We start from the raw sequence: 25,678 nt of genomic DNA, 5'->3' as shown, positions 1-25,678 counted from the left end.
AAATTTTACTCGTAAGAATTAAGGAGATTTTCATGGCAACGCCACTGTTTCATGCTGACTTGACAGTACATACGCAAAGTCATGACTATCCAATCGTCATTACTGAAAACGCAATAGCAGAAAATAGCAGTATGGCTAGCCAAGTTGCCCCTTATATTACAGGTCGTCAAGTCCTTATCGTCACCAATGAAACGGTTGCGCCTTTATATTTAAAGGCTTTACAAGAGGAACTTGAAGCGCAGTTTACCGTCAAAGTCTGTGTGCTCCCAGATGGTGAACAATATAAGAACCAGTCGAGTATCAATCAGATTTATGACGTGCTGATGGCAGCGCATTTTAATCGTGATGTGACTCTGATTGCGCTTGGTGGTGGTGTCATTGGTGATATGACGGGATTTGCAGCGGCAAGCTTTATGCGCGGCGTCAATTTTATTCAGATACCAACCACCTTGCTGTCTCAAGTGGATTCAAGTGTCGGCGGCAAAACCGGTATCAATCATCCGCAAGGCAAAAACATGATTGGCGCATTCTGGCAGCCGCAAATGGTATTGGCAGATATGAGTACACTCAAAACCCTGCCAGCGCGCGAGCTGTCAGCAGGGCTTGCTGAAGTTATTAAATATGCGCTGATTATGGATGCCGAGTTCTTGACTTGGCTTGAGCACAATCTGCCTGCGATGATGGCTTTGGATTTAGCGGTACTGGGTGAAGCGGTCAAGCGCTGCTGCCAGTACAAAGCTGATGTTGTCGCCCAAGATGAAAGAGAATCAGGTGTACGCGCTTTATTAAATTTTGGTCATACGTTTGGTCATGTGATTGAAACTCATGAAGGTTACGGTAGTTGGCTACATGGTGAGGCAGTCGCTGCGGGCATGGTACAAGCGGCTGAGCTGTCACAAAAAATCGGCTGGTTAACGAGCGATGAGGTTGCTCGTGTTAAGCGCATATTGTCATTAGCCAATTTACCGATCACGCCGCCGCCTATTGAAGTTCAGACCGCTTTGGACTTAATGGGGCATGATAAAAAAGTGAAACACGGACAAATCCGCCTTATTTTGTTAAAATCATTGGGTGAAGCAGTATTAACCAATGATTTTGACCCGCATCTGCTCACCGATGTGCTAGCCACGCATGCACCGTAAGCTATAAAAGAACATACATTATAAATGGCTATGAGCAATTAATTGTTTTCAATATAGAAATAGCACGGTACTAAAAGCGATTCTCGTTTATTTTGAAGTGAGTATAGAGCGCTTGGTTTTATCTTTATCTGTATAATTTTTATGACCCTATCCTAAGCATATCTTTACCAAGGACACCTCCATGGCAGCATCTCGCTCGACGACTCGTACCGCGAGTCAATCCTATCGCCGTCAAGCGCTGATTTGGCTGATAGCGACTCTGATGTTGGGTGTGACCACCGCTTTGGTATGGATGTTTAGCCAAACGCCAGCGATGGGCGCCAAGATAGAAAACGCGCCCATAGCAGCGCCGAAAACACTGAGTGCGGAGCTTGAGCAGCCATTGAAAATTGAATCGCTGCATGAGCTTGATACTGACGTACAACCGATAAGTTTTGATGAAACGGTTCGTGATTTGCGCAGCTATCCTGATGAATTTAAAGATAAGCGTTATCTGCTTGCCAACAAAGGCAAGTGGACAGTACAGGTCATGAATGTCGCTGAAAATGAAGTGATTGTCAGTTATCTAGAAGGACGTGAAGACCGTAGCAAATTTACATATTTCCGCTACCTTGATGAAAATGAGCAAGTCCGTTATATGCTGACTTATGGCTTGATGGGTAGTCCACAAGAAGCAGTTGGTGCGGCTAAGCTGATAGATTTTAAGCTGCCTGCCAATGTGCGAGTATTGCCTGAAGAGATCAATCGCTACGTCAGCATCATTGATAATTATGAGCGCCCTGATCCTGTAAAAGATTTGAGTACAAAACGCACCCGTGCCGTCAATCTGCGACCAACCAAGCGTGAAGTGCCGCTACGTCAAAAAACACCTACGGTAAATAACAGTGAGCAATCCGCAAGCAATGCGACCAACCGTACTCCTCAAGAATCGACCAATAGCAGTGCGACTGAAAGCATTCGTCAGTCCGTTGATACCTCTGATACCTTGACAGTTAATGAGGAGCGTATTTTTGGTATGGAAGAGCAATCTCCTACTACCTCAGCCCCTAAAAGTACTGATAATAACCGTAAGCCTGAGCAAGAAAGCAAAAAGCCTGTTGTATCTGGTGCTGATACTAATTCAGCGAAAAAACCACCAGTGGTTGCCACGCCTAAGGCGCCGAATAACACTGCCAATCCCAACAGTACAAATTTAGATAATAAAAATTCAAGTGCAAGCTCGGCGAATAAAAATGCCAATAATAGCTCTAACAATACGGCAGTGCCAAAAGCCAAAAACGATAGTATAAAAGAGCTCATCGAAGAAAAGAAAGACTAATTTTAAGTAAGCACATACGTCAAAAAGCCCACTAAAAAATACAGTGGGCTTTTTTATGAATCATTTACTTATGGGTTATGATATCTTGTATAACCAATAGCAATATAAACACTTACAAAATCTGACGGATGAATCGGCAGAAAAGACTAGATTTTTTATCAATCATTCACTAATATAAGGATGGGTGACGTTCTGTATAGTTATCGTAAATGGTCATTTGTTAGCTTCTAATTTAAGAAGATTTTATTAGATTTAGGATAAATGATTAACAGAAAACATCATATCTCAAGCGCTGCTACTTGTTAGCTAGTTACTAGTTATCCGCTACGATCAGCATATCGCAAGTGGCGCAACTTCTCTTACTATCATCCTTATTAGGATTGTTAAGGCGCTTGAATATAGGCGTCTTATATTCACATTTGATGGATAAACTGCGTTTTTTCAGCTATTTACTAGTTTGGTCATTGAAGGTTATAAGATTCATATTGGAACCTATAACCAACATAAGATCGACAAGTAGTCACGTTGAAGTGCTTAATATTTTGATTTGCGACGATTGACATTGAATACTTTCACCAAGTTATCCTATCAGTCCGCGTTAAATTGATGGCTCAAATGTTGCTAGCATACAGGGTACTTTGATAATTGTTCTTATCATACCCAGCGCACTGGCAATAATTTTTCTGCTCGCGCTTTGTTAATCCGGATATGTAAATATAATCCAGCCCGTTCTGCTTGCGGAAAACGGTTTGTGCATCACATTGGTTGCATAAACTTCCGCTTACTTAAAAGGACCAGCTATGTCAATGATTTCCTCCCATACGCATTTGGCCTCGCCAGATGACTTTTCTGACAATTGCGGTTTTGGTTTGATTGCTCATATTGAGGGTCAGGCCAGTCATGACTTGGTGAAAACAGCCATTCACAGCCTAAGTTGTATGACCCATCGTGGCGGCGTGGCAGCTGATGGCAAAACCGGCGATGGTTGTGGTTTATTATTAGCGACGCCCGTTGCCTTTTTTAGAGACATTGCAGCAGAGCAACAGTTTGAGATAACGGATAACTTCGCGGTTGGTATGGTATTCGTCAATCCAGATACGGCAACGGCTCAGCATAGCCTACAAGTATTAAATGAAGAGATTGCCGCGCAAGGCTTAGAAGTAGCCGGCTGGCGCGATGTACCACTTGATTTAAGCATTGTCGGTGAAATTGGGCGTCAGACATTACCAGATTTTAAGCAAGTATTTGTCAATGCGCCGGATGGTTTGGCAGCAGATGATTTTAATCGCAAGCTGTTTGTGGCGCGTAAAAAAGCTGAGCAACGCTTGGTTGATGATGAGCTGTTTTATGTCTGCTCATTGAGCTGTCAGACTATTATTTATAAAGGTTTGGTGATGCCATCAGACTTGCCAGCTTTCTTCTTAGATTTGCAAGATGCGCGTTTGGCGTCGCATATCGTGGTATTCCATCAGCGCTTTTCAACCAATACGCTACCGCGCTGGCCACTAGCCCAGCCTTTCCGCTATCTGGCGCATAATGGTGAGCTAAATACCATCACCGGCAACCGCAGCTGGTCAGAGGCGCGTACGCCAAAATTAAAATCAGATAAATTACCCAATTTGAATGAGTTAACGCCCTTAGTTAATAGTAGTGGCTCAGACTCATCTAGCTTAGACAATATGCTAGAAGTTCTGATGTCAGGCGGTATGAGCTTGTTTCATTCAATGTCGATACTGGTACCACCTGCTTGGCAGAATGTCGATAGCATGGATATGGATCTGCGAGCGTTTTATGAGTTTTACTCACAGCATATGGAAGCATGGGACGGTCCTGCAGGGCTTGTGATTCAAGATGGTCGCTATGCGGTCTGTATGCTTGATCGGAACGGTTTACGTCCATCGCGCTGGGTGACGACGAAGAATGGTTATATTACAGTCGCCTCAGAAGTAGGGGTTTGGGATTATAAGCCAAAAGACGTGCTCGCTAAAGGTCGTGTTGGACCCGGTCAGATGCTAGTCATTGATACTCAAACCGGTCAAATAATGGATACCAAAGCCATCGCGACCTTGCTCAAAAAGGCGCATCCGTATCGTAAATGGTTACGCGACGAGGCAACTCGTATCCGTGATGATGAGCGCTTAGAAGAAGAGTTGGCGGCAAAAGCATGTCGCGGTGAGCCGCTAAAAGCATTGCAAAAAATGTATCACATCACCAATGAAGAACGCACAGAAATCATCCGTCCTAATGCCGAAAATGCCCAAGAACCAGTCGGTTCGATGGGTGATGATACGCCAATGGCAGTACTATCACAGCAGATCCGCCATGTCGGTGATTTCTTCCGTCAGCAGTTTGCACAGGTCACTAATCCACCGATTGATCCGCTACGTGAATCTATCGTCATGTCATTACAGACCTGTCTTGGTGCTGAAACCAACGTGTTTGCACCATCGGCACGTGACGCGCATCGCCTTATCTTGTCATCACCAGTGCTCTCAGCAAGTAAGATGCAGCAACTTGAAACTGTGAATGATCCTGCTTTTAAGATGGCACGTATCGACTTAAATTATGACCGTACATTAGAACTTTCCGCTGCCATTATCTCTATCTGCGAGCAAGTCGCCAGTAGCATTCGTGCTGGTCATACCTTGATTGTCTTATCTGATAAAGACATTGCGGTAGATAAAGTCCCTGCCAACGCCATAATGGTCACAGGGGCGGTGCATCATTATCTGATTGCAAAAGGTATACGTACCGATGCCAATTTAATTATTGAAACTGGTCTGGCACGTGATTCACATCAAGTCGCGGTATTAATTGGCTTTGGCGCGACCTGCGTTTATCCTTATCTAGCTTATGACGTGATTGATGATTTGGTTGCGACTGGCGAGCTGCTTGGTGATCCGATTCAGGCACGGGTAAATTTCCGTAAAGGCTTAGATAAAGGTCTGCTAAAGATTTTATCAAAAATGGGTATCTCTACCATTGTATCGTATCGCGGTGCCCAGTTATTTGAGGCGGTAGGTCTTTCTGAAGAAGTGGTTAATCTGTGCTTTAAAGGCGTGCAAAGTCGTATTAAAGGCGCAACCTTTGCTGATTTGGCAGCAGATCAAGCGCAGCTTGCGGCAAATGCCTTTAAGCGTCGCGCCCCACTTGATCAAGGCGGCTTATTAAAATTTGTCTTTAATAAAGAGTATCATGCCTTTAATCCTGATGTGATTAATAGCCTACATTTGGCGGTACGAACTGGTAATTATGACAATTACCGTCAATATGCAGAAATTGTCAATAGCCGTCCGGTCGCTACTTTACGTGATTTACTACAGCTTAAAACGGACAATCCACTTGACGTTGATGAGGTTGAAGATATCTCAGCCATTTTGTCGCGTTTTGACTCTGCTGGTATGTCGCTAGGTGCGCTGTCGCCAGAAGCGCATGAAGCCATTGCCATCGCTATGAATACCATTGGTGGTCGCTCAAACTCAGGTGAGGGCGGCGAAGACCCTGTACGTTATGGGACATTGCGTAACTCAAAAATTAAACAAGTTGCCTCTGGTCGTTTTGGGGTAACGCCCGCCTATCTGCGTTCAGCAGAAGTCATGCAGATCAAGGTTGCTCAAGGGGCAAAACCTGGTGAAGGTGGTCAGCTGCCAGGTGGTAAGGTTAATGCTTTAATCGCCCGCTTACGCTACTCTGTGCCTGGAGTGACGTTGATTTCGCCGCCGCCGCATCATGATATTTACTCGATTGAAGATTTGGCGCAGCTTATTTTTGATCTTAAGCAAGTCAATCCAGATGCGTTGGTGTCAGTTAAGTTGGTTTCGCGTCCGGGTGTTGGCACGATTGCAACAGGTGTGGCAAAAGCCTATGCTGACTTGATTACTATCTCAGGTTATGACGGCGGTACGGCAGCATCACCTCTGTCGTCTATCCATCATGCTGGCTCGCCTTGGGAGCTAGGTCTTGCTGAAACTCATCAATCATTACGCGTTAATGGCTTGCGTCATAAAGTCCGTATTCAAACCGACGGCGGTCTAAAGACAGGACTTGATGTGGTCAAAGCCGCCATTCTTGGTGCTGAGAGCTTTGGTTTTGGCACCACGCCGATGATAGCCGTCGGTTGCAAATACCTACGTATTTGCCATTTAAACAACTGCCCAACGGGCGTTGCCACTCAAAAAGCCCAGCTACGCGATGATCACTTCATCGGTGAAGCTGAAATGCTGATTAATTTCTTTAAATTTGTCGCAACCGAAACACGCGAATGGCTTGCAAAGCTTGGCGTGCGCACGATGGAAGAGTTGGTTGGACGTACTGACTTGCTTGATATATTAGAAGGCAATACTGCTAAGCAACAGCATCTTGATTTATCGCCTCTATTATTTAGTCATCCTGCCAGTAGCGGCAAAGCGCAGACTTGTCAAGTTGAGCGCAATGAGCCATTTGATAAAGGCTTGCTTGCTGAGCAGATGATTAGTGATATGCTGCTGAATATTCGTCAAGGCAATGGTGGCGACTATAGTTATTACGTTGGTAACTGTGATCGCTCGATTGGGGCGCGTATCTCAGGCGAGATTGCAGAGTTATGGGGCAATCTTGGCATGAGTGACAAACCTATTAAGCTGCATTTGACCGGAACAGCAGGACAAAGTCTAGGTGTTTGGAATGCTGGTGGCTTGCATATTGAGCTTGAAGGCGATGCCAATGATTATGTTGGTAAAGGCATGGCAGGCGGTGAGATTGTAATTTATCCACCAAAAGACTCAAGCTTTGTGACGCAAGATACTGCCATTGTAGGTAATACCTGCTTGTATGGTGCAACAGGTGGCAAGCTATATGCTGCTGGTACGGCAGGGGAGCGTTTCGGTGTTCGTAACTCAGGTGCTCATGCTGTTATCGAGGGCACAGGCGACCATTGCTGCGAGTATATGACGGGCGGTATCATCACCATACTTGGACGTACTGGTCTTAACTTTGGCGCAGGCATGACGGGTGGATTTGCTTATGTACTCGATTTAGAAGGTGATTTCTTTGATCGCTGCAACCATGAGTTGATTGATTTAAATCGTATTTCAAGCGAGCAGATGGAAAGCCACCGTATCTACTTACAGCAGGTCATCGAAAGGCATGTCGATAAAACGGGTAGCGCATGGGGGCAGACCATATTAGCGGACTTCGAGCATTATGCGCGTAAGTTCTATTTGGTTAAGCCAAAAGCAGCAAACGTTGCAACTTTGCTTAAAACCACGACCGCTGATCCGCAATAATTGATCTGATTTATTGATAGCGTTGTGTACCATAATATATAGATATTAGAGGTGCACGACGTTATTCTAAAGATGAATTTATAGATGTTTTGAGCAGGTAAATGACAGCCTATATAAGTAAATTTGCCTCATTGAGGCTGCCTATATCGACTGTCGTTAGCCACTATAAAAGACCCCTATATAAAAGAGACAATACCATGGCAAAACGCTTAGAAAATAGTTTTCAGTTTTTAGATGTGCCAAGGCTTGAGCCGATCAAAAAAGACATCGCCACGCGTTCAACAGAGTTTGTTGAAATTTATCAGCCGTTTGAAAGTGAATCAGTCGCTCAGCAATCGCATCGCTGTTTAGAATGTGGCAATCCGTATTGTGAGTGGAAATGCCCCGTACATAATTACATTCCTAATTGGTTAAAACTAGCCGCTGAGGGTCAAATTTTCCAAGCTGCAGAATTGTGTCATCAAACCAATACTTTGCCTGAAGTCTGTGGACGTGTGTGCCCGCAAGACCGCTTATGTGAAGGCTCTTGCACACTCAATGACGGCTTTGGTGCCGTGACGATTGGCAATGTCGAGAAGTATATCAATGACACCGCTTTTGCCCTCGGCTGGCGTCCTGATATGTCTAAGGTCATTTGGACAGACAAGAAGGTTGCCATCATTGGAGCAGGACCTGCAGGTCTTGGCTGCGCAGATATCTTGGTTAGAAATGGCGTCAAACCCGTTATCTTTGATAAACGTCCAGAGATTGGTGGTTTATTAACTTTCGGTATTCCAGAGTTCAAAATGGAAAAAGACGTCATGCGTAATCGCCGTGTCATCTTTGAAGGCATGGGCATGGAATTCCGCCTTGAGACAGAAATTGGTACCGATGTCAGTATTGATGAGCTGCTCGGTGAGTATGATGCTGTATTTATGGGTATGGGTACTTATACCTATATGCGTGGTGGCTTTGCTGGTGAAGAGTTGGAGGGTGTGTATGACGCTCTGGATTACCTGATTGCCAACGTCAATCGCTGTAATGATTGGGAAAAAGACTCAGGCGAGTATATCGACCTAAAAGGCAAAAAAGTCGTGGTGTTGGGTGGTGGCGATACCGCGATGGACTGTAATCGTACCAGTATTCGTCAAGGTGCTGAGCAAGTATTCTGTGCTTATCGCCGTGATGAGGAAAATATGCCAGGCTCACGTCGTGAAGTGGTCAATGCACGCGAGGAGGGGGTTGAGTTCTTATTTAACCGTCAACCGACTGAAATAATTGGCTTAAACGGTAAGGTTAATGCGGTAAAAGTAGTAACGACGCATCTGGGCGCACCAGACGAAAACGGTCGTCAGTATCCTGAGCCAATTGCCAACTCAGAAGAGATTATACCTTGTGATGCAGTGATTATGGCATTTGGTTTCCGTCCAAGCCCTGCGGATTGGTTTGACGCGCAGCAGATTTCTATGGACAAATCTGGTCGAGTATTGGCAGCGGAAAAACAAACCTTTAAGTTCCAAACCAATAATCCTAAGATCTTTGCCGGCGGCGATATGGTACGTGGCTCTGATTTGGTGGTCACTGCCATTTGGGAAGGTCGTGAAGCGGCTGAAGGGATTTTAGATTATTTAGAAGTGTAGTAATTAGCCTGATTGACACCCAAATGCTCACTTAACTTTGCCTTTTTCTGGTGATGTGCGAGCTTGTTTTGACACTTAACGTCTTTTATCTTTTAATAGGTAAAAGGCGTTATTTTTATGCTTTTTTTAATTCTAATTCTCATTAATGATAAGAGATGTGCTGCGTGAAGCCGACTTTTTTACAACGATTTACCGCTCCTGTGATAGAGCCATACGCTCGCTATCAGCATGCTGATGTGCTGCATGCTATACGTTTGGGCGTGGCAGTTATACTCGCTTTATTAGTCAATAAAGTCACCAATTTTCCACATGGAGAATGGACGACTATCACTGTTTTTATTATTCTAGGATTGCTACAGTATCAAGGTGCAATCTATACTAAGGCTAAAGAGCGAGTACTTGGTACTTTATTAGGTATTGGTGCTGCGCTCGGTATTGTATGGTTTAGTCAAGGTGTAGGGACATGGTTGTGGGTAGATTATGTCATCATTGGACTGATGAGTGGTATTATTGGCTATCTGGCGATTAGGAATCTTGGCTACACAGGGTTATTGACTGGTATAACCATGTTGATGATTGTTTCAGATTTGGGTCAAAGCACTATCGGTCAAGATGGTATCTACCGTGCCCTCAATATTTTACTTGGTACTGGCCTTGCAGTTGCAGCGACATTGATTTTGCCATTGAAGTCCACATTGATGTGGCGATTCTTACTGGCTAGTAACCTCGATGCTTGTAGTAATCTCTATGCTAGGGTAGGCAATCATATCGATACTGCTGAAGAATTGATTGATGGTGCTGTTCAATACGTCAATCCAACAGTCTTTGCCGTACCTGTTAACAAAGCCTTAGTAATAGAGCTACAGCAGATCAATAAAAGACTCTTAGCGGTACGCCCCCATTTAGCAGCAACAACGAGCGAGTCTGGTATCGATAAAGAGACAATTGAGAGTATTCAACGTACCCACCGAAATATTATTGGTACGATTGATCTGCTGCTAACGGCAGCACCGCGCTTAGCCAGTATCGAGATCGATGAGGATAATCATATCCTGCTCATACATTATCAGCACGAATTAACCCAAGTGATGCAACATATGGCAGCAGTGTTGCGTAGCCCAAGTGATGAGGTGTTTCGTCCCATTACGCGTATTACCTTATCAGAATATCCAAGCGTAGAAAATTTAGGCTTTGAATGGCAGGGCTACTTTTGGTTGACACAAACTTTACAAGTGCAATTACAGCAGCTCAGTGACTTATTACAAGAGACTAAGCCGCAGTGGTTTACGGCTTCTGGTCTGCGCTACCAGCGCCGTGAACAACGACGTATAGAGGAGCATGGTGGTGAAACAGATTTGCATTTATAAATAAAAAACGCTGACCATCTAAGTCAGCGTTTTTTTTACGGTAATATTTACTAAAAACAGCTATCAACAATCAGCTATTAATAAACAATGATTAACGACCGGTTTTTAGCTTATCCCAATACTGTTGATACACTTGCAATGCTTCATCGCCGACATCTTCTTGGAATTCAGCCTTTGCTAGCACTTCTTTACTAGGATAGATGGTTGGATTGTTTCTCACTTCTTCTGGCATCATCTCACGTGCCGCAATATTAGGCGACGCATAACCTATCTCTTCACTAACAATTTTGGAGTTCTCAGGACGTAGCAGATAGTCTATGAACTTGTGTGCTGCATCGACTTGCGTGGCGTTTTTAGGAATGACAAAATTGTCCATCCATAATATCGCACCTTCGGTTGGGTATTTATACACCAAGCTAGTGAGACCTTCACTATTGGCGATGATAGCTTCACCATTCCACGTCATACCGACGCTGGTTTCACCTTCCATATATGGCATACGTGAAGCATCTGAGTTAAAGGTTTTCACATTCGGCATCAAGGTGGTGAGCTTCTCATAAGCGGCTTTAATTTCGTCAGGATTTCTACTGTTGCCAGAGTAGCCTAGGGTTAATAGCGCCATGCCAAACACTTCGCGCATATCATTCATCAGCATCACTTGACCTTTATACTCAGGACGCCATAAGTCATTCCAACTATTGACCGTGGCTGGATCAACCGTCTCGCCATTGATAGCAAGACCGGTGCTGCCCCACATATAAGGAATAGAGTATTTGTTTTCTGGGTCAACTTTGGTATTGGTAAAAGAAGTATCAAGGTTTTTAAAATTGCTCAATTTAGACTTATCAAGCTCTTGTAGTAGACCTTCTTTTGCCATTTTTTCGACATAATATGTCGATGGAATCGCCAAGTCGTATTGACTCGAATCATCAAGCAGTTTTAGCTTGGCATACATGGCTTCATTAGAGTCAAAGGTGGTGTAATTGACTTTGATGCCGGTTTCTTCAGTAAAGCCGTCAAGTATTTCTTGTGGCATATACTCTGACCAGTTATAAAGGTTCAACGTGACATCGCTGGTAGGAGAACTATCGATAGGCGCGTTATCAGATTTGCTACAGCTGGTAATAGAGAGTCCGATGGCGGCACAGAGGAATGCTTTCGGCAGTATTTTGATAGAGGCGCGAGTAGACCAATTGGATGAAGATAAATGGGACAAAATGTCTCTCCTAAATTAGGGCAAAAGGTGAAAAGCGGGCGCATGATCCGTCATAAAATTAATTCATTATACGGTTATGAGCATGGTAAGTCGAAATTTACAGGGCAGTGATTTAACTGAGTTCAGCACTAGCCAATGCTAGGAGTAATGCTCATGAAGTGATAGCAATCAATCATGCTATGATAAGCGTGACTTGGTCTTTAGCTAGAGCTCTTTAAGTATAGTCATACTCTAACCATAACATAATAATAAAGGATACAACATCATGGCTCAAACCGTTATTCCGGCACTTCTTACTGATAAAGTTGCTATCGTCACAGGCGCCAGTCGTGGTCTCGGCGCTCAAATCGCCATGCAGATGGCAGCGGCAGGCGCGAGCGTTTGCGTGAACTATTTGCATAGTAAAGAGGCGGCTGAAAAAGTGGTTGCTGATATCGAAGCAGAAGGCGGGCGTGCTTTTACTTATCAAGGGGATGTAACTGATTTAGCACAAATGCAAGCAATGGCAGCAGAAGTTGTAGAACGTTTCGGATGTATTGATATCTTAGTTAACAATGCCTTGCCGAGCTATCAGTTTAACCCGAGTGCTGATTACACCAGTATCGAGACTGTGAAATGGGTACATTTTTCTCAGCAAATTGACGGCATTGTCCAAGGTGCCGTCAATACAGTACAAGCGGTATTACCGCAAATGAAAACTCAGCAGATGGGTAAGATCATCAATATCTCAACCAACTTGGTTTACAATCCGGTGGTCACTTATTACGACTATACGACGGCAAAATCAGCGCTTATTGGTCTAACGCGTAATCTAGCAGCGGAGCTTGGGCAATATGGTATTCGTGTGAACTTGCTAGCAGGTGGACTATTAAAAACGACTGACGCTAGTAAATTAACCACTGAAGAAGTGTTTGATTATATCGCAACGACGACACCACTTCGTCAAGCGACCTCAGTTGCCGACTTTGCAAATTCAGTACTATTGATGGCATCTGACTTGAGCTCAGCTATTACTGGTCAATCTATCGCAGTTGATGGCGGTTTAACGATGCCTTAATAGTAGAATTATTTTTCGGTTACTAAATTGATTTAATTGTACAAGAGAGACGAGATGACGAACCGTAAAATCGCTGGCATTATTACTGCTATTATAGGACTGTGCGCCATCATCGCTTTTTTCAATGATGGTATGAACACGCCCTTGTTAAGCTGGCCATGGGAAGCTTATCTTGGCGTGGCATTCACTATTGGCTGGTTGACCAATTTACCCACTTTTTTGGCTTATTTAATCGCTGCATTGATCTTTGTTTTGATCGCTGTCGCACTTTATAAAATAGGTAGTTGGCTTCATGGATTAGTATTTAAACTCAGTTAAATGTAGTGATAGATCAGATGAATGGTCTGCCTATTTGCAGACCATTCATCTGCTTGACTAAACTGATAAATAACCCTATTCAAGCCCACACTGTCACGATGCTATATGCAAATGATTGAGTACCGCTTGTATTCCATATTCTTCAATTGTCCCAGTGACAAAATCCGCACGCGCGATCAGTTCAGGCTTTGCATCGCCCATTGCCACCGCATAGCCGACCAAATCAAACATCTCTAAATCATTTAGCCCATCACCAAATGCCATACAATCCTTTGCATCAATATCGTAATGCAGGCATAAATCGATGATACCGCGTGCTTTAGATGCCTCGATTGGTAATATATCTGCGCCAATATGATGCCAATGTACCAGTTTTAAATCATCTTGGGCAAAGTCAACTTCCTGCATTTTCTCTTCTTGAGTGTTAAAGAATACAGAGCATTGATAAACCGTATTTGCCTTATGATAATCTGGGTCAAGGATAGAATTAGGCGTTATCGCATTGTATTCACGCAGGCGCGCGTTTTCATGTGACCATGCAATATGCGTTGCGGAGTCAAATTTGTGGATGAGTTCACTTTTTTGGCATAGCATTACAATCTTGTTGGTCTGCGTATCGGTTAATGGATAATGACTAATCATGCCCTCTTTATTAAAGCTATATTGTCCATTCATACAGATAATGGCATCCAATACATCAGCCTCAAGTAAGGCTAATATATCAGCAGGCAATATGGCTTTGGAACGTCCGGTTGAAATCACCAGTTTAATGTCAGTTTGGGCAAGCGCTTCAAGCGTTGCTTGATTGTGCGCGGCGATAATACCGTTACGGCTTAAGGTGTCGTCGATATCAAAAAATATGATTTTGGGGGTGGGTGTTTTATTATTCATAGTGGCTTTGAAAGTCCTATCTACGGTAAATATGATTATTAAGTTTTGCCGAAAATTATTTGGTATTATCTAGGCGTTTGACTATGTCATACAGTAATGGCGATTTACACTTATTTTTATCATGTTAGTATGCTATAAGTCTGGTAATAAGGTATATGGCAAGATTGTGGTTAGGGATTATTTTTAAAAAATCAACAATGAAACATATAATATAAAAAAATTGAGATTGTTATGGTAGGCAGAGTTGAGAGGGTACCACTGAGAGAGATATGGCGTCATGAGGCATATGATTTTACAACTTGGTTAAGTCAAAATATCGAAGTCTTAAATGAGGTTATTGATTTTGAAATACAAAATATAGAAACTGAAAAATCAACAGGTACATTCTCTGTAGATATTATAGGAGAAGACCCTTCTGGTAATATGGTTATTATTGAAAACCAATTAGAAAAAAGTGACCATGACCATCTAGGCAAACTCATTACTTATCTAGCAGCTTTTGATGCCAAAGTTGCTATCTGGATTGTAGCAGCAGCTAGACAAGAGCATATACAAGCTGTGAGTTGGTTAAACGAAAACAAAGAAGCTAACTTTTATTTGATTCAAATTGAAGGAATCAAGATTGGGGACAGCGCTCCGGCACCTTTATTTACGACAATCGTAGAGCCTAGTGAAGAATTAAAACGCATAGGCATTGTTAAGCAAGAAAATACAGAACGGCACAAATTACGTTTCGATTTTTGGTCTGGTTTACTTACTGAGTTCAAGAAAAAAGATACTTTATTTCAAAATATATCACCTTCTCAATATAATTGGATTGGCACTAGTTCAGGCTTGAGAGGTGTTAGTTACACATTTTGGTTAAAAAAGGATAGTATTTCCATTAAGCTTTATATCGATAGAGGTAAAGAAGCAGGAGAGGATAATATTAGCATATTTAATCAGCTACTTGAGAATCGCATAGAAATTGAAGATAGTCTAAACTTTCAAATTAATTGGCTTAGCCTTGAAGAATATCGAGCCTGTGTTATCGATTGCGAAATCGCATCAGGTGGATGGCAAACTAATAAAAAAGAATGGGATATTGTCATTGAGGATTGTATCAATAGAATGATACAGTTTAAAAATGTATTACAGCCTTATATTAACCAAGTAAAGGTATGAGAAATAATAGAGTAGTATCGAAATAATTATTTCGATACTACTCTATTTAAGATTATAGAAATAATTTTACCCAACAACCTCAACACTTGTCACGTTCTGAAAGCCTCGTGGCAACTGACCACCACGACTACCACGTTTAGCAGTATAGTTGACTAAGTCCATCGGCTTTAAGGTCACATGACGCTTGCCAGCAGTGATGATTAAGCTGTCTTGTTTACTAAGTGGCGTGATGGTAAGTACTTCTTCATCACTTTTTAGAGTAATCATCTTATTACCCTTACCACGAGCCTGTTCAGGCAAATCATCAAGCGCAAATATCAATAAATAGCCAGCATTGGTGACCACAGCGATATGATCGAGAGTAGCGCTATTTTCGCTAGCAGGGATGCCATTGTTCTCAGAGCTTACAATCACCTCAGTTTGAGCATCAATACGTGCGATAGGTAATAAACGACTATCAGCAGCTAGGTTAATGATATTTTTACCGGCTTTTTGATTGCTATCTAGATTACCAATGGTGTTAATAAAACCATAGCCTTGCGAGCTGGCTAAAATAATACGCTGGTCATTGTCGCCAGTAAGCAATTGCTCAAAAGTCGCACCTGCTGGCGGTTTTAAGACGCTGGTCAGCGGATCACCTTGACCACGAGCAGAAGCGAGGCTATGCGCATCGATACTATAGCTGCGTCCGGTGCTGTCGAGCACGTAGATTCTCTCGTTGGATTTAGCGCGAACGTAGGCTTGGTAGCTGTCACCTGAGCGATAAGCCATGCCAGCAGCATCGACGTCATGACCTTTAGCCGCGCGTATCCAGCCGGCTTTCGATAGGATAGCGGTGACAGGCTCGCTTGGTACGAGGTCAGATTCTTTGAGCGCTTGCGCTTCTTCGCGTTCTGCCAATTGCGATACGCGCTCGTTGCCGTGTTCTTTCATGTCGGCAGTGAGCTCATCAATCATCAAATTGGTCAGGCTATCTGGATTGTCCAAGTATTCTTGAATGATAGCGCGTTCAGCAGCTAGATCATCTTGCTCGCGGCGCAGCTCAATCTCTTCGAGTTTAGCTAACTGACGCAAACGAATATCCAAGATAGCATTGGCTTGTATTTCAGTCAGGTCATAATCTTGCATTAATGATAATTTTGGGTCGTCTTCTTCACGAATGATGCGAATAACTTCATCGATATTCAGATAAGCAATCAGCAAACCTGCGAGGATATGTAAGCGCTTATCAATTTTATCAAGGCGATATTGCAAGCGGCGCGTGACTACAGAACGGCGACAGACGAGCCATTCTTCCAATATTTCTTTCAGGTTTTTGACCTGCGGCTTACCGTTTAGGCCAATCATATTCATATTGACGCGGTAATTGCTTTCTAAATCAGTGCTGGCAAATAGATGACTCATGACGCGCTGCACGTCGACGCGGGTAGATTTTAGCTCTAAGACGATACGGCAGGCATTTTCGTGGTCTGACTCATCATGAATATCAACAATCCAAGGCAGCTTCTTATCGGTCATCAGCTTGGCGATTTGCTCTTGAATCTTATTGCCTGATACTTGATAAGGAAGCGCATCGATGATAACAAGATTTTTCTCTTTCGGGTCAATATGAAAGGTCGCCCGCATTTTATAGCTGCCACGTCCAGTCTCATACATCGCTTGCAAGTCTTTTTTGCTGGTGATGATCTCAGCTGGGGTTGGCAAATCAGGCGCTGGTATCGATTGAGTTAATTGCTTAACCGACAGCTCAGGGTTTTTGAGCAGACGAATCGCTGCGCGTACCACCTCATTCAGGTTATGCGGCGGAATATCCGTTGCCATACCGACGGCGATACCAGTTGTTCCATTTAATAAAATATTGGGCAGGCGGGCAGGCAGGGTGGTTGGCTCCAACATCGTACCATCGAAGTTATCTTGCCAATCAACCGTACCTTGACCAAGTTCCGCGAGCAAGGTATTGGCATAAGCAGACATTTTGGCTTCGGTATAACGCATGGCGGCAAAGGACTTGGGGTCATCAGGGCTACCCCAGTTACCTTGACCAGTGATCAGCGGATAGCGATAGCTGAAAGGCTGTGCCATCAGTACCATGGCTTCATAACAAGCGCTGTCGCCATGCGGATGATATTTACCCAATACGTCACCGACTGTACGCGCAGACTTCTTCGCCTTCGCTGTCGATTTTAGCCCAAGCTCGCTCATGGCATAAACAATACGGCGCTGGACAGGCTTTAGACCATCAGCAATATTTGGCAGCGCCCGATCCATGATGACGTACATGGCATAATTAAGATAGGCTTGCTCAGCGAACTCTGCCACTGAGCGCGTATCCATTGGTTCATTTGCAAGGATTGGGTCAAGCGTGTGATCGATAACATCGGACATAAAATAGGGTTCACTTATCAGTTTTAATAGGTATAAAAAATCGGTGCAATCGTGCAAATAGGATAGTGCTATCCTAAAGGATATTGGTGCAATTAAAAAGCCACTACTTAGTATAAACGACAGTGCATGACGTGCTTAAGCTAATGGTTTTATTAAGCATGATGATCCTATAACGTTTTGGTCGATAGTTTTTAGAAAATAATATGAGTGTCGTTCATGTTACTGTTTTTATCCTCTTACTTATCACATTTACGTTTTCACCCATATAGCCTTAATAATGCTCATAATCATAAAATCGATGCAGGCAAGCGGTGTGCAGGCTGAGCGCTTATCGTTTTGCTCAATGTCACTTCCAGATTTTAATGAATTCTATCTACGAATAGACGATAAATACTTATCAACAAAAAGTGGGTTATTTGCTCGGAATCATAATTAACTCACTGATATAAATGTAAATATTGACCGTCAAGTTACTTTACGAACTCAAGTAGCATTTTTTTGTATTGAGTAGTTTGTATAAAGTGTGTATGTTAAACAATAAAGGGCTATTTACCGCTAAATTGTTGACTCATCACAATATCTTTGCACCGCCAGCCTTGCTTGCCATCACTGTGGTGAGCTTGCACACCGAGTCTTTGTACGTTTATCACATTGTGATAATTATGGGTTTACAGTAGCGCATTATTTATTAGGAGAAGTAAGATTATGGAAAATCAAGGTAACCAGATCCGTCGTAACGATAAAGTATGGGTAAAAACTTACGAAAAGCTTGGTATTCAATATGATATTGATATGCCAGCCGCCAATACTTCTTTAATCGATATATTTGAACGGAATTTTGTTAAACATGCTGGTAAAACAGCGTTTGTGTGTATGGACGTCAAGCTTTCCTACGAAGATTTAGATCGCTATAGTAAACAAATTGCTGCCTACTTACAGTCACTTGGGCTGAAAAAAGGCGATAAAGTCGGCGTTATGATGCCAAATATTTTGCAGCTACCGGTTGCAGTATTGGGTGTGCTGCGTGCGGGTATGACCTTGGTCAACGTCAATCCGCTTTATACCTCAAAAGAGCTTGAGCATCAGCTAACAGACTCTGATACCAAAGCCTTATTTATTTTAGAGAACTTTGCCAAAACCTATGAAGAGATTGGTAAAGACTTGGTTGACCATGTCGTCGTAACCTCGATGGGCGACTTGATGAGCCCGTTGAAAGGCTTTATTGTCAATATGGTCGTGCGCCATGTGAAAAAACTGGTACCTGATTATAACCTTAAAAGCAGCACTAACTTTAAAACGGCACTGAATCGCTTTCCGGCGAAAAATTATAAACGTCCAGATAATATCTGCCTTGATGATATTGCTGTTCTGCAATATACCGGTGGTACCACAGGTGTGGCCAAAGGCGCGATGCTTACCCATGGCAACTTAGTTGCCAACCTGATTCAGTGTGATACCTATCTTGGTGACGCTTTCGATAAATTTGACGGTATGGCTGAGCAACCCGTTATCATGACGGCATTGCCGCTGTATCATATCTTCTCATTTACCGTTTGTGGTATGTTCGGCTTATATCGCGGCTGTATCGGTCTACTGGTACCGAATCCACGTGATGGTGCAAGCTTAATCAAGGCTTATAAAGATTACCCACCTGCATTTTTCCCAGCAGTTAATACCCTGTTTAATGCATTGGCGAACAGTGAGGTATTTAAAGCCTTAGATCATAGCAAGCTTGAGATGTCTATGGGCGGCGGCATGGCGGTTCTAAAAGATACTGCTGAGAAATGGCAAAAAATTACTGGTAACGTGATTGTACAAGGTTATGGTCTGTCAGAGACTTCTCCGGTTGCGTCTGCAAACCCACAGGGTAATGGCGAATTCTCAGGCAATATCGGTCTGCCGATGCCAGCGACTGACATGGCTATCTTGGATGAAGAAGGCAATGAAGTAGCCCTTGGTGAGCGCGGTGAGATTTGTGTTCGTGGTCCGCAAGTGATGAAAGGCTACTGGAAACGTGATGATGCTACGGCTGAAGTTATGACGTCTGACGGTTATTTCCGTACGGGTGATATCGGTGTGATGGACGAAGAAGGCTATTTTAAAATTGTTGATCGTAAGAAAAACATGATTTTGGTATCAGGCTTTAACGTGTATCCAAACGAAGTAGAAGATGTGATGTCAGCCCATCCAAAGATTTTGGAATGTGGTGTCATCGGTGTCGAAGACGAAAAGAGTGGCGAAGTACCGAAGATTTATGTGGTGCGTAGTGATGACAGCTTGACGAAAGAAGAAGTGCTTGCCTATAGCAAAGAAAACCTAACCGGTTATAAGCGTCCGCGTTACGTTGAGTTCATCGATGAGTTGCCAAAATCGAACGTCGGTAAGATTTTACATAAAGATCTACGCGTACTTGAAGAAAAGAACCACGGTTAGAATATTTACCATCAAGTTTAAAGCTTTTTTTATCTGCTTTCATCTTTATCTATTAGTAAGAAGCAGGGATGAAAACCGCTTAATAGTTGATGTGGCAATTAGTAGAAACAGCCAGTAAAAATAGCTATGATATATTGTTGTAAAAGATGGTTATCAATGATGATAAGGTCGCTTATATAGGACCTTATCATTTTTTTGTTTTCCTATTATGATTTGCTGGTATTCATAGAGAATTCTCCATAAAGCTGATATAGTCCGTATCGATATTTTTTGCACTTAACGATAAAAGTGTAGATTTTTTAGCCCAGAGCTTTCACAGAATGATCACTATAAAGCACTGTAGCCGTGTTAGCTTTAACGGTTTTATAGTAAACAATAGAGTGGAGTGTGAAGGTGATAATTTTGATTTAAAAGATTTGTGAATGATAAGATCTGTTTGCTTATGAGCGAAAAGACTTCTTATTCACAAGTTTTTGATTTTGCAAATGAGTGACTAACGACCACGGTGATTTAATTAGACATATTCTATATTTTAACGGCCACATTTAAGGAAAATTATGACTGATAATATCAATAAAGAGATGACAGACCATAAAGCTGCGAATAATACTCAATCAAAGGCTGGAGCTAACGCGTTTCCTACTATGCCGACGATAGCGAATGACAGTCCATGGTTAAGTGCTTATGAGCGCTATGGCATTAATCCTACCATTGAGATGCCAGATGACAGTACCTCTTTACTTGATGTGTTCGAGCGTAATTTCAGCCGTTATGGACAGAAAACTGCCTATATCTGCATGGGTGCTTCTATTACCTTTAAGCAATTGGATTTATACAGTCGTCAAATTGCCAGTTATTTACAGTCATTAGGGCTCGTAAAGGGTGATAAAGTCGGTGTCATGATGCCCAATATCTTGCAGTATCCTGTGGTGGCTTTGGGTATCATTCGCGCAGGTATGGTGCTGGTCAATGTCAATCCTTTGTATACCAGCCGCGAGTTATCGCATCAGTTGCATGACAGTGGCACCAAAGCATTGTTCATCGTCGAAAACTTTGCAAAAACTTATCAAGATGCGCAAGATAAGGGTCAAGTGAAGCATGTCATCGTCTGTAAAATTGGCGATATGTTAGGCACGATAAAAGGACCCGTGGTCAATCTGGTCGCCCGCCATGTCAAAAAAATGATTCCCGCGTATCGTTTGCCAGAGAGCACGAGCTTTAAGCAGGCATTAAGTGCCGTATCAGCTAGCAAATATAAGCGTCCTGATTTGAACTTAAGCGATGTGGCATTATTGCAATATACCGGTGGTACGACTGGGGTAGCTAAGGGTGCGATGCTGTCTCATGGTAACTTAATCGCCAATATGTTACAGATTAGCGCGCTCATGGACAGCGCTTTTGAAGAGGATATAGACGCTACTGATGTGCTTTTGACCGCGCTACCGCTATACCATGTGTTCTCGTTTATGGTTTGCGGGATGTATAGCATGTACCAAGGTTGTGCTGGTTTGCTGATTCCAAATCCGCGTGATCTTGATGGTTTGATTAAAGAGATGGGCAAATATAAACCGGCCTTTATTCCTGCAGTAAATACTTTGTTTAATGGCCTGGTACATAAGGACAGTTTTGCAGATTTAGATTTCTCTAGTCTAAAAGCCTCTATTGGTGGCGGTATGTCGGTACTACCAAGTGTGGCAAAAGAGTGGCATAAAATCACTGGTCTGCCTATCGTTGAAGGCTATGGCTTGTCTGAAACCTCACCAGTAGTTGCCTTTAACCCAATGACCATTGCTGAATTTACCGGGAAGATTGGTATCCCTGCCCCTAGTACCGATGTCATTTTGATTGACGATGATGAAAACATGGTAGCTATCGGTGAGCGTGGTGAAATCTGTGTCAAAGGTCCACAAGTCATGATTGGGTATCAAAACCGTCCTGAAGAAACGGCTGAAAGCTTTACTGCCAGTGGTCATCTTAAAACAGGCGATATCGGCATTATGGACGAAAAAGGCTTTATCAAAATTGTTGACCGCAAAAAAGACATGATTTTGGTCTCTGGTTTTAATGTCTATCCAAATGAAATCGAAGAAGCCATGAGCGAGCATCCAGGGATAGTAGAGTGCGGTGCGATCGGGATTCCAAATGATGATCGCGGCGAAGATCCAAAGCTATATGTGGTCAAAAAAGGTAATGTGACCGAGCAAGAGCTGCTTGATTTTGGTAAAAAACAACTAACCGGCTATAAGCGTCCACGTCATATTCAATTCGTTGACGAATTACCAAAATCAAACGTGGGCAAAATCCTGCGTAAAGAATTGCGTAAGATGGAAGGTCTAGAATAACTTTTACAGCTATTTTTAATCAAGACAGCGGTGTGATAGCTTGTGTGAATCTTGCTATTGCACCGTTGTCACGTTAGGATAACCTAACATTTAGCCCTGCTAGAGCATTCAGCTGTCATTTATTTTAATATATAAATTTGCTGGAAATACTGATTGGCTAACCACATAACGATAAATTTAAATATAAACCTCTTATTTTATAACACTGCTTTTACAACTTCGTACTAGGGAATTTTATGCGTATTGACAACCGTGAGCTTAATCAACTTCGCTCAATCAGCTTTGAGCGCCATTATACTAAGCATGCTGAAGGGTCAGTATTGGTCAGTTTTGGCGACACCAAAGTACTGTGCACCGCAAGTGTAGAGTCTGGCGTACCACGCTGGCTCAAGGGTAAAGGCAAAGGCTGGATCACGGCTGAGTATGGCATGTTGCCACGCGCGACCAATACTCGTAATCAACGTGAAGCGGCTCGCGGTAAGCAATCAGGTCGTACCCAAGAAATCCAGCGTTTAATCGGTCGTAGTTTACGTGCCATGATCGATTTGAGTAAGCTTGGTGAAAATACCATTTACCTAGATTGTGATGTCTTGCAAGCGGATGGTGGTACTCGTACTGCTAGTGTGACCGGTGCCGCGATTGCCCTTATCGATGCCTTAGAGAGCATTCAAAAAACTAAGAAACTAAAAGCGGATCCATTGATTGGTTTGGTTGCTGCCGTTTCTGTCGGTATGAAAGATGGTAAAGCGTACTTAGATTTAAACTACGAAGAAGATGCCAGCTGTGATACGGATTTGAACGTGGTGATGACCCAAAAAGGCGAGTTCATTGAGCTACAAGGGACGGCGGAAGAAAAGCCATTTACTCGTGCTCAAGCTGACGATATGCTTATTCTTGCTGAAAAAGGCATCGCTGAGCTGATTGCTATGCAAAAAACTGCCTTAGGTTGGTAGTAATGTAGGCCAGCTATACCGCCTGCTCAACGCTTTTTAATCATTCTCTCACGCTCTTTAACAGGTAGTAACCCATGCTTAAGCTGACTGATGACGGCGCCAAAATTACCTTACAAGGTCAGCCCCAAGCATTAGATAATGGGCTATTCTGGTTTGGTGCGGTGTTATTGGTTGGCGCAGTGTGCGTCGCGCTGGCAATGAGTTTGTTGCCGGTGCGATGGTCAATTGGTGCGCTTGCACTGCTGATTATCGGTAGCTTCTTTTTTAATCGGCAGCGCCAACAGCATAAAAAAGCCATGGCAGGTATGATTAATAGCGGCATATTATGGGTGCGTGCTGGTGAGCTGGTACATGACAACCAAGGCAAGCGTATGCCTATTCAGTTAACTGACAGCGATACGATAAGTCTAGTAGGCGAGCAATTAGAGATTACTAATGGCGATTCTAAACGTAAATATTGTATTAGTGGCTTTGATAATATCCAAGAAGCCACTGCTACCAAAGCGATCTTACAAGGTCAAACACTGACCAAACGTCATGTTAATATCAAAATGAGCAGCGATTAAGACCTTTATTATTAAAGGTTTTTTTAATGTTTGAGATTTTTAACCTGCTCATCTTGTCTTATTTATTTACCGCTTATTCTTATATTTATACCTTTTATCGTTTATTTAAGCGTGATAAGGCTTGCAGAATCCTGTCCAAATGGTTTATAAGTAAGATTGAAAAATCTCATCATACTTATAATGAATACGGTTATCGCTACTATGGTTATTGATACTATATTGACAAGGAGCTAGTCATGTCGCGTTTGCCCATTTGGTCAATCACAACGTCGTGCAGTGCATTATTACTTACTCTGGGTGCAGTCGGTCAAGTTCACGCCGATAGTATGAGCAGCTTAATTGCTCAAAAATCTTCTCTAACTGATTATAGCGCCCGCTATACACCATCGTACCCCGCTGTCCCTGCTGCTAAAATCAGTACGCGATCCACTATCCAACGTGCTGGTACTTCTAATAGTTATCGTTCAAATACAAGTAATACACAACCAAGTTATTCTAATAGTAGCTATGCTAATAAAAGCGACTCTAACCAAAATGCTTATGTTAGCAACAACCAACCTAATTATCGTTATCCTGAAGTACAACGCCAAGTATCATCAGTTTTGCCGGCATTTTTATCAGGCAACTATGATAATGTCGATAGCGAGTATCTACCGTTACTCAGCAATGCCGAAACACAAAGTAGTCTGGCTGCCCGTGAAGTAATTAGCACTGCCCGTAAAATGGCGCTGAACGAGCGTACGATTATTCAAGGCGGCTGCTGGGATTATCTGAATGCGGTGTTCAAACGAGCAGGGGTGACGCGCGATACCATCCATAAAGGTACCTATGGTCAAGGTCCTTATGCCAATAGTGGTGAAATCGAAGTTGGTGACTGGCTCTACTATATCAATCATGGTTATAACGGTGTCGAGCACAGCGGATTGTTTGTTGGCTGGGTTAATGAGCAAGCAAAGCAAGCGCTGATATTAAGCTATGCTGGCGAGAGCCGCCGCGAGCCTGCGCGCTATCGTGTTTATGATTTGAGCAATGTCTATCAGATTATGCGCCCGAACGTTTAATGTAGATCTTTTTAATATAATTTATTCAGCTATAAAAAAGCGTCCATTACTTCATCAAGTAATGGACGCTTTTTCTATGAATTATTGTCTATATTGCAGCCAATTTTAGAACGGTTTAACCACCACTAGAATCACAATAATGACTAAAGCAAATACGGGTACTTCATTAAACCAGCGCCAAAATACATGCGACTTATATTGCGGGTTATCGACCAGCTTTTTACGATAAAAACCACAGGCACCATGATAAGCGGACAATAGAATAACTAAGAATATCTTTACGTGTAGCCAGCCTTGGGTTTTATAGACGTCCCAACCCAAAAACACCATCCATAACCCAAAAGCCCACGTCGCTATCATAGCTGGCGTCATGATGCCGCGATAGAGCTTGCGCTCCATGATAGTAAAGCGCTCTTGACTGATCTTGTCATCGCTCATTGCATGATAGACAAATAGGCGCGGCAAGTAGAAAATCGCTGCAAACCAGCACACCACGGATATAATGTGTGCCGCTTTAATCCAATTAAAATAATCTGCCATGCTGAAGTCTCTTTGGTTATTTTAAGCAATGATAAACGCGGG

At 42.9% G+C, this 25,678-nt stretch carries 17 protein-coding genes; 13 read left to right on the top strand and 4 right to left on the bottom strand.

What is annotated here, in order from left to right; genetic code table 11:
* The first annotated feature begins 32 nt into the window (after positions 1-32).
* The 5 genes from aroB (at position 33) to JMX75_RS08090 (ending at position 10,710) form a co-directional block, all read left to right on the top strand.
* Positions 33-1,142, top strand: a complete 1,110-nt coding sequence (aroB, locus tag JMX75_RS08110; RefSeq protein ID WP_201531945.1) for a 3-dehydroquinate synthase — start codon at positions 33-35, stop codon at positions 1,140-1,142.
* 181 nt (positions 1,143-1,323) lie between these two features.
* Entirely contained in the window at positions 1,324-2,460 is a 1,137-nt protein-coding gene (locus JMX75_RS08105) for a hypothetical protein (RefSeq protein WP_201531944.1), read from the top strand.
* Between the two features lie 800 nt (positions 2,461-3,260).
* Positions 3,261-7,724, top strand: a complete 4,464-nt coding sequence (gene gltB, locus JMX75_RS08100; RefSeq protein WP_201531943.1) for a glutamate synthase large subunit — start codon at positions 3,261-3,263, stop codon at positions 7,722-7,724.
* 197 nt (positions 7,725-7,921) lie between these two features.
* Positions 7,922-9,343 (top strand): glutamate synthase subunit beta, encoded by a 1,422-nt coding sequence (locus JMX75_RS08095; RefSeq protein ID WP_011514477.1) that lies wholly within the window; start codon positions 7,922-7,924, stop codon positions 9,341-9,343.
* A gap of 155 nt (positions 9,344-9,498) precedes the next feature.
* Complete coding sequence (locus JMX75_RS08090; RefSeq protein WP_201531942.1) at positions 9,499-10,710, top strand: FUSC family protein; 1,212 nt, start codon at positions 9,499-9,501, stop codon at positions 10,708-10,710.
* 91 nt (positions 10,711-10,801) lie between these two features.
* On the opposite strand, the gene JMX75_RS08085 is transcribed toward JMX75_RS08090, so the two are convergent.
* Entirely contained in the window at positions 10,802-11,926 is a 1,125-nt protein-coding gene (locus JMX75_RS08085; RefSeq protein ID WP_201531941.1) for an ABC transporter substrate-binding protein, read from the bottom strand.
* Positions 11,927-12,191: 265 nt separating this feature from the next.
* Here JMX75_RS08085 and JMX75_RS08080 point away from each other — a divergent pair, with 265 nt between their 5' ends.
* Together JMX75_RS08080 and JMX75_RS08075 are read left to right on the top strand one after the other, a co-directional pair.
* Complete coding sequence (locus JMX75_RS08080; RefSeq protein WP_201531940.1) at positions 12,192-12,983, top strand: 3-oxoacyl-ACP reductase; 792 nt, start codon at positions 12,192-12,194, stop codon at positions 12,981-12,983.
* Between the two features lie 54 nt (positions 12,984-13,037).
* A complete protein-coding gene (locus JMX75_RS08075) occupies positions 13,038-13,301 on the top strand; it encodes a hypothetical protein (RefSeq protein WP_133104799.1) in 264 nt (87 codons plus the stop codon).
* 93 nt (positions 13,302-13,394) lie between these two features.
* On the opposite strand, the gene JMX75_RS08070 is transcribed toward JMX75_RS08075, so the two are convergent.
* Positions 13,395-14,192, bottom strand: coding sequence for a Cof-type HAD-IIB family hydrolase (locus tag JMX75_RS08070; RefSeq protein WP_133104798.1), 798 nt, complete (start codon positions 14,190-14,192; stop codon positions 13,395-13,397).
* Between the two features lie 231 nt (positions 14,193-14,423).
* On the opposite strand from JMX75_RS08070, the gene JMX75_RS08065 reads away from it, so the two are divergent.
* Complete coding sequence (locus tag JMX75_RS08065; protein ID WP_201531939.1) at positions 14,424-15,356, top strand: DUF4268 domain-containing protein; 933 nt, start codon at positions 14,424-14,426, stop codon at positions 15,354-15,356.
* 66 nt (positions 15,357-15,422) lie between these two features.
* Here JMX75_RS08065 and parC read toward each other — a convergent pair whose 3' ends face one another.
* The gene (gene parC / locus JMX75_RS08060; protein WP_201531938.1) at positions 15,423-17,741 is read right to left on the bottom strand and encodes a DNA topoisomerase IV subunit A; all 2,319 of its coding nucleotides are present in this window, start codon (positions 17,739-17,741) and stop codon (positions 15,423-15,425) included.
* A gap of 705 nt (positions 17,742-18,446) precedes the next feature.
* Between parC and JMX75_RS08055 the strand changes: the two genes are divergently transcribed.
* From JMX75_RS08055 to JMX75_RS08035, 5 genes are all read left to right on the top strand, one after another.
* Positions 18,447-20,174, top strand: a complete 1,728-nt coding sequence (locus JMX75_RS08055) for an AMP-binding protein (protein ID WP_133104795.1) — start codon at positions 18,447-18,449, stop codon at positions 20,172-20,174.
* 557 nt (positions 20,175-20,731) lie between these two features.
* Positions 20,732-22,516, top strand: a complete 1,785-nt coding sequence (locus JMX75_RS08050; protein WP_201531937.1) for an AMP-binding protein — start codon at positions 20,732-20,734, stop codon at positions 22,514-22,516.
* Between the two features lie 236 nt (positions 22,517-22,752).
* Positions 22,753-23,469 carry a ribonuclease PH gene (gene rph, locus JMX75_RS08045; RefSeq protein WP_011514467.1) on the top strand — a complete coding sequence of 239 codons (717 nt, stop codon included), beginning with the start codon at positions 22,753-22,755 and terminating at the stop codon, positions 23,467-23,469.
* Between the two features lie 74 nt (positions 23,470-23,543).
* On the top strand, positions 23,544-24,035 hold the full coding sequence (locus JMX75_RS08040) for a hypothetical protein (protein ID WP_201531936.1): 492 nt from the start codon (positions 23,544-23,546) through the stop codon (positions 24,033-24,035).
* A gap of 236 nt (positions 24,036-24,271) precedes the next feature.
* Positions 24,272-25,096, top strand: coding sequence for a hypothetical protein (locus tag JMX75_RS08035; RefSeq protein WP_201531935.1), 825 nt, complete (start codon positions 24,272-24,274; stop codon positions 25,094-25,096).
* 105 nt (positions 25,097-25,201) lie between these two features.
* Here JMX75_RS08035 and hemJ read toward each other — a convergent pair whose 3' ends face one another.
* The gene (gene hemJ / locus JMX75_RS08030; protein ID WP_011514464.1) at positions 25,202-25,636 is read right to left on the bottom strand and encodes a protoporphyrinogen oxidase HemJ; all 435 of its coding nucleotides are present in this window, start codon (positions 25,634-25,636) and stop codon (positions 25,202-25,204) included.
* Positions 25,637-25,678 lie beyond the last annotated feature (42 nt).

The sequence above is a fragment of the Psychrobacter sp. LFX-11D genome, assembly GCF_904846475.1.
GTDB lineage: Bacteria > Pseudomonadota > Gammaproteobacteria > Pseudomonadales > Moraxellaceae > Psychrobacter > Psychrobacter cryohalolentis.
The sequence above is the reverse complement of the archived record's forward strand: the minus strand, read 5'-3'. Positions and strand labels throughout refer to the sequence as shown.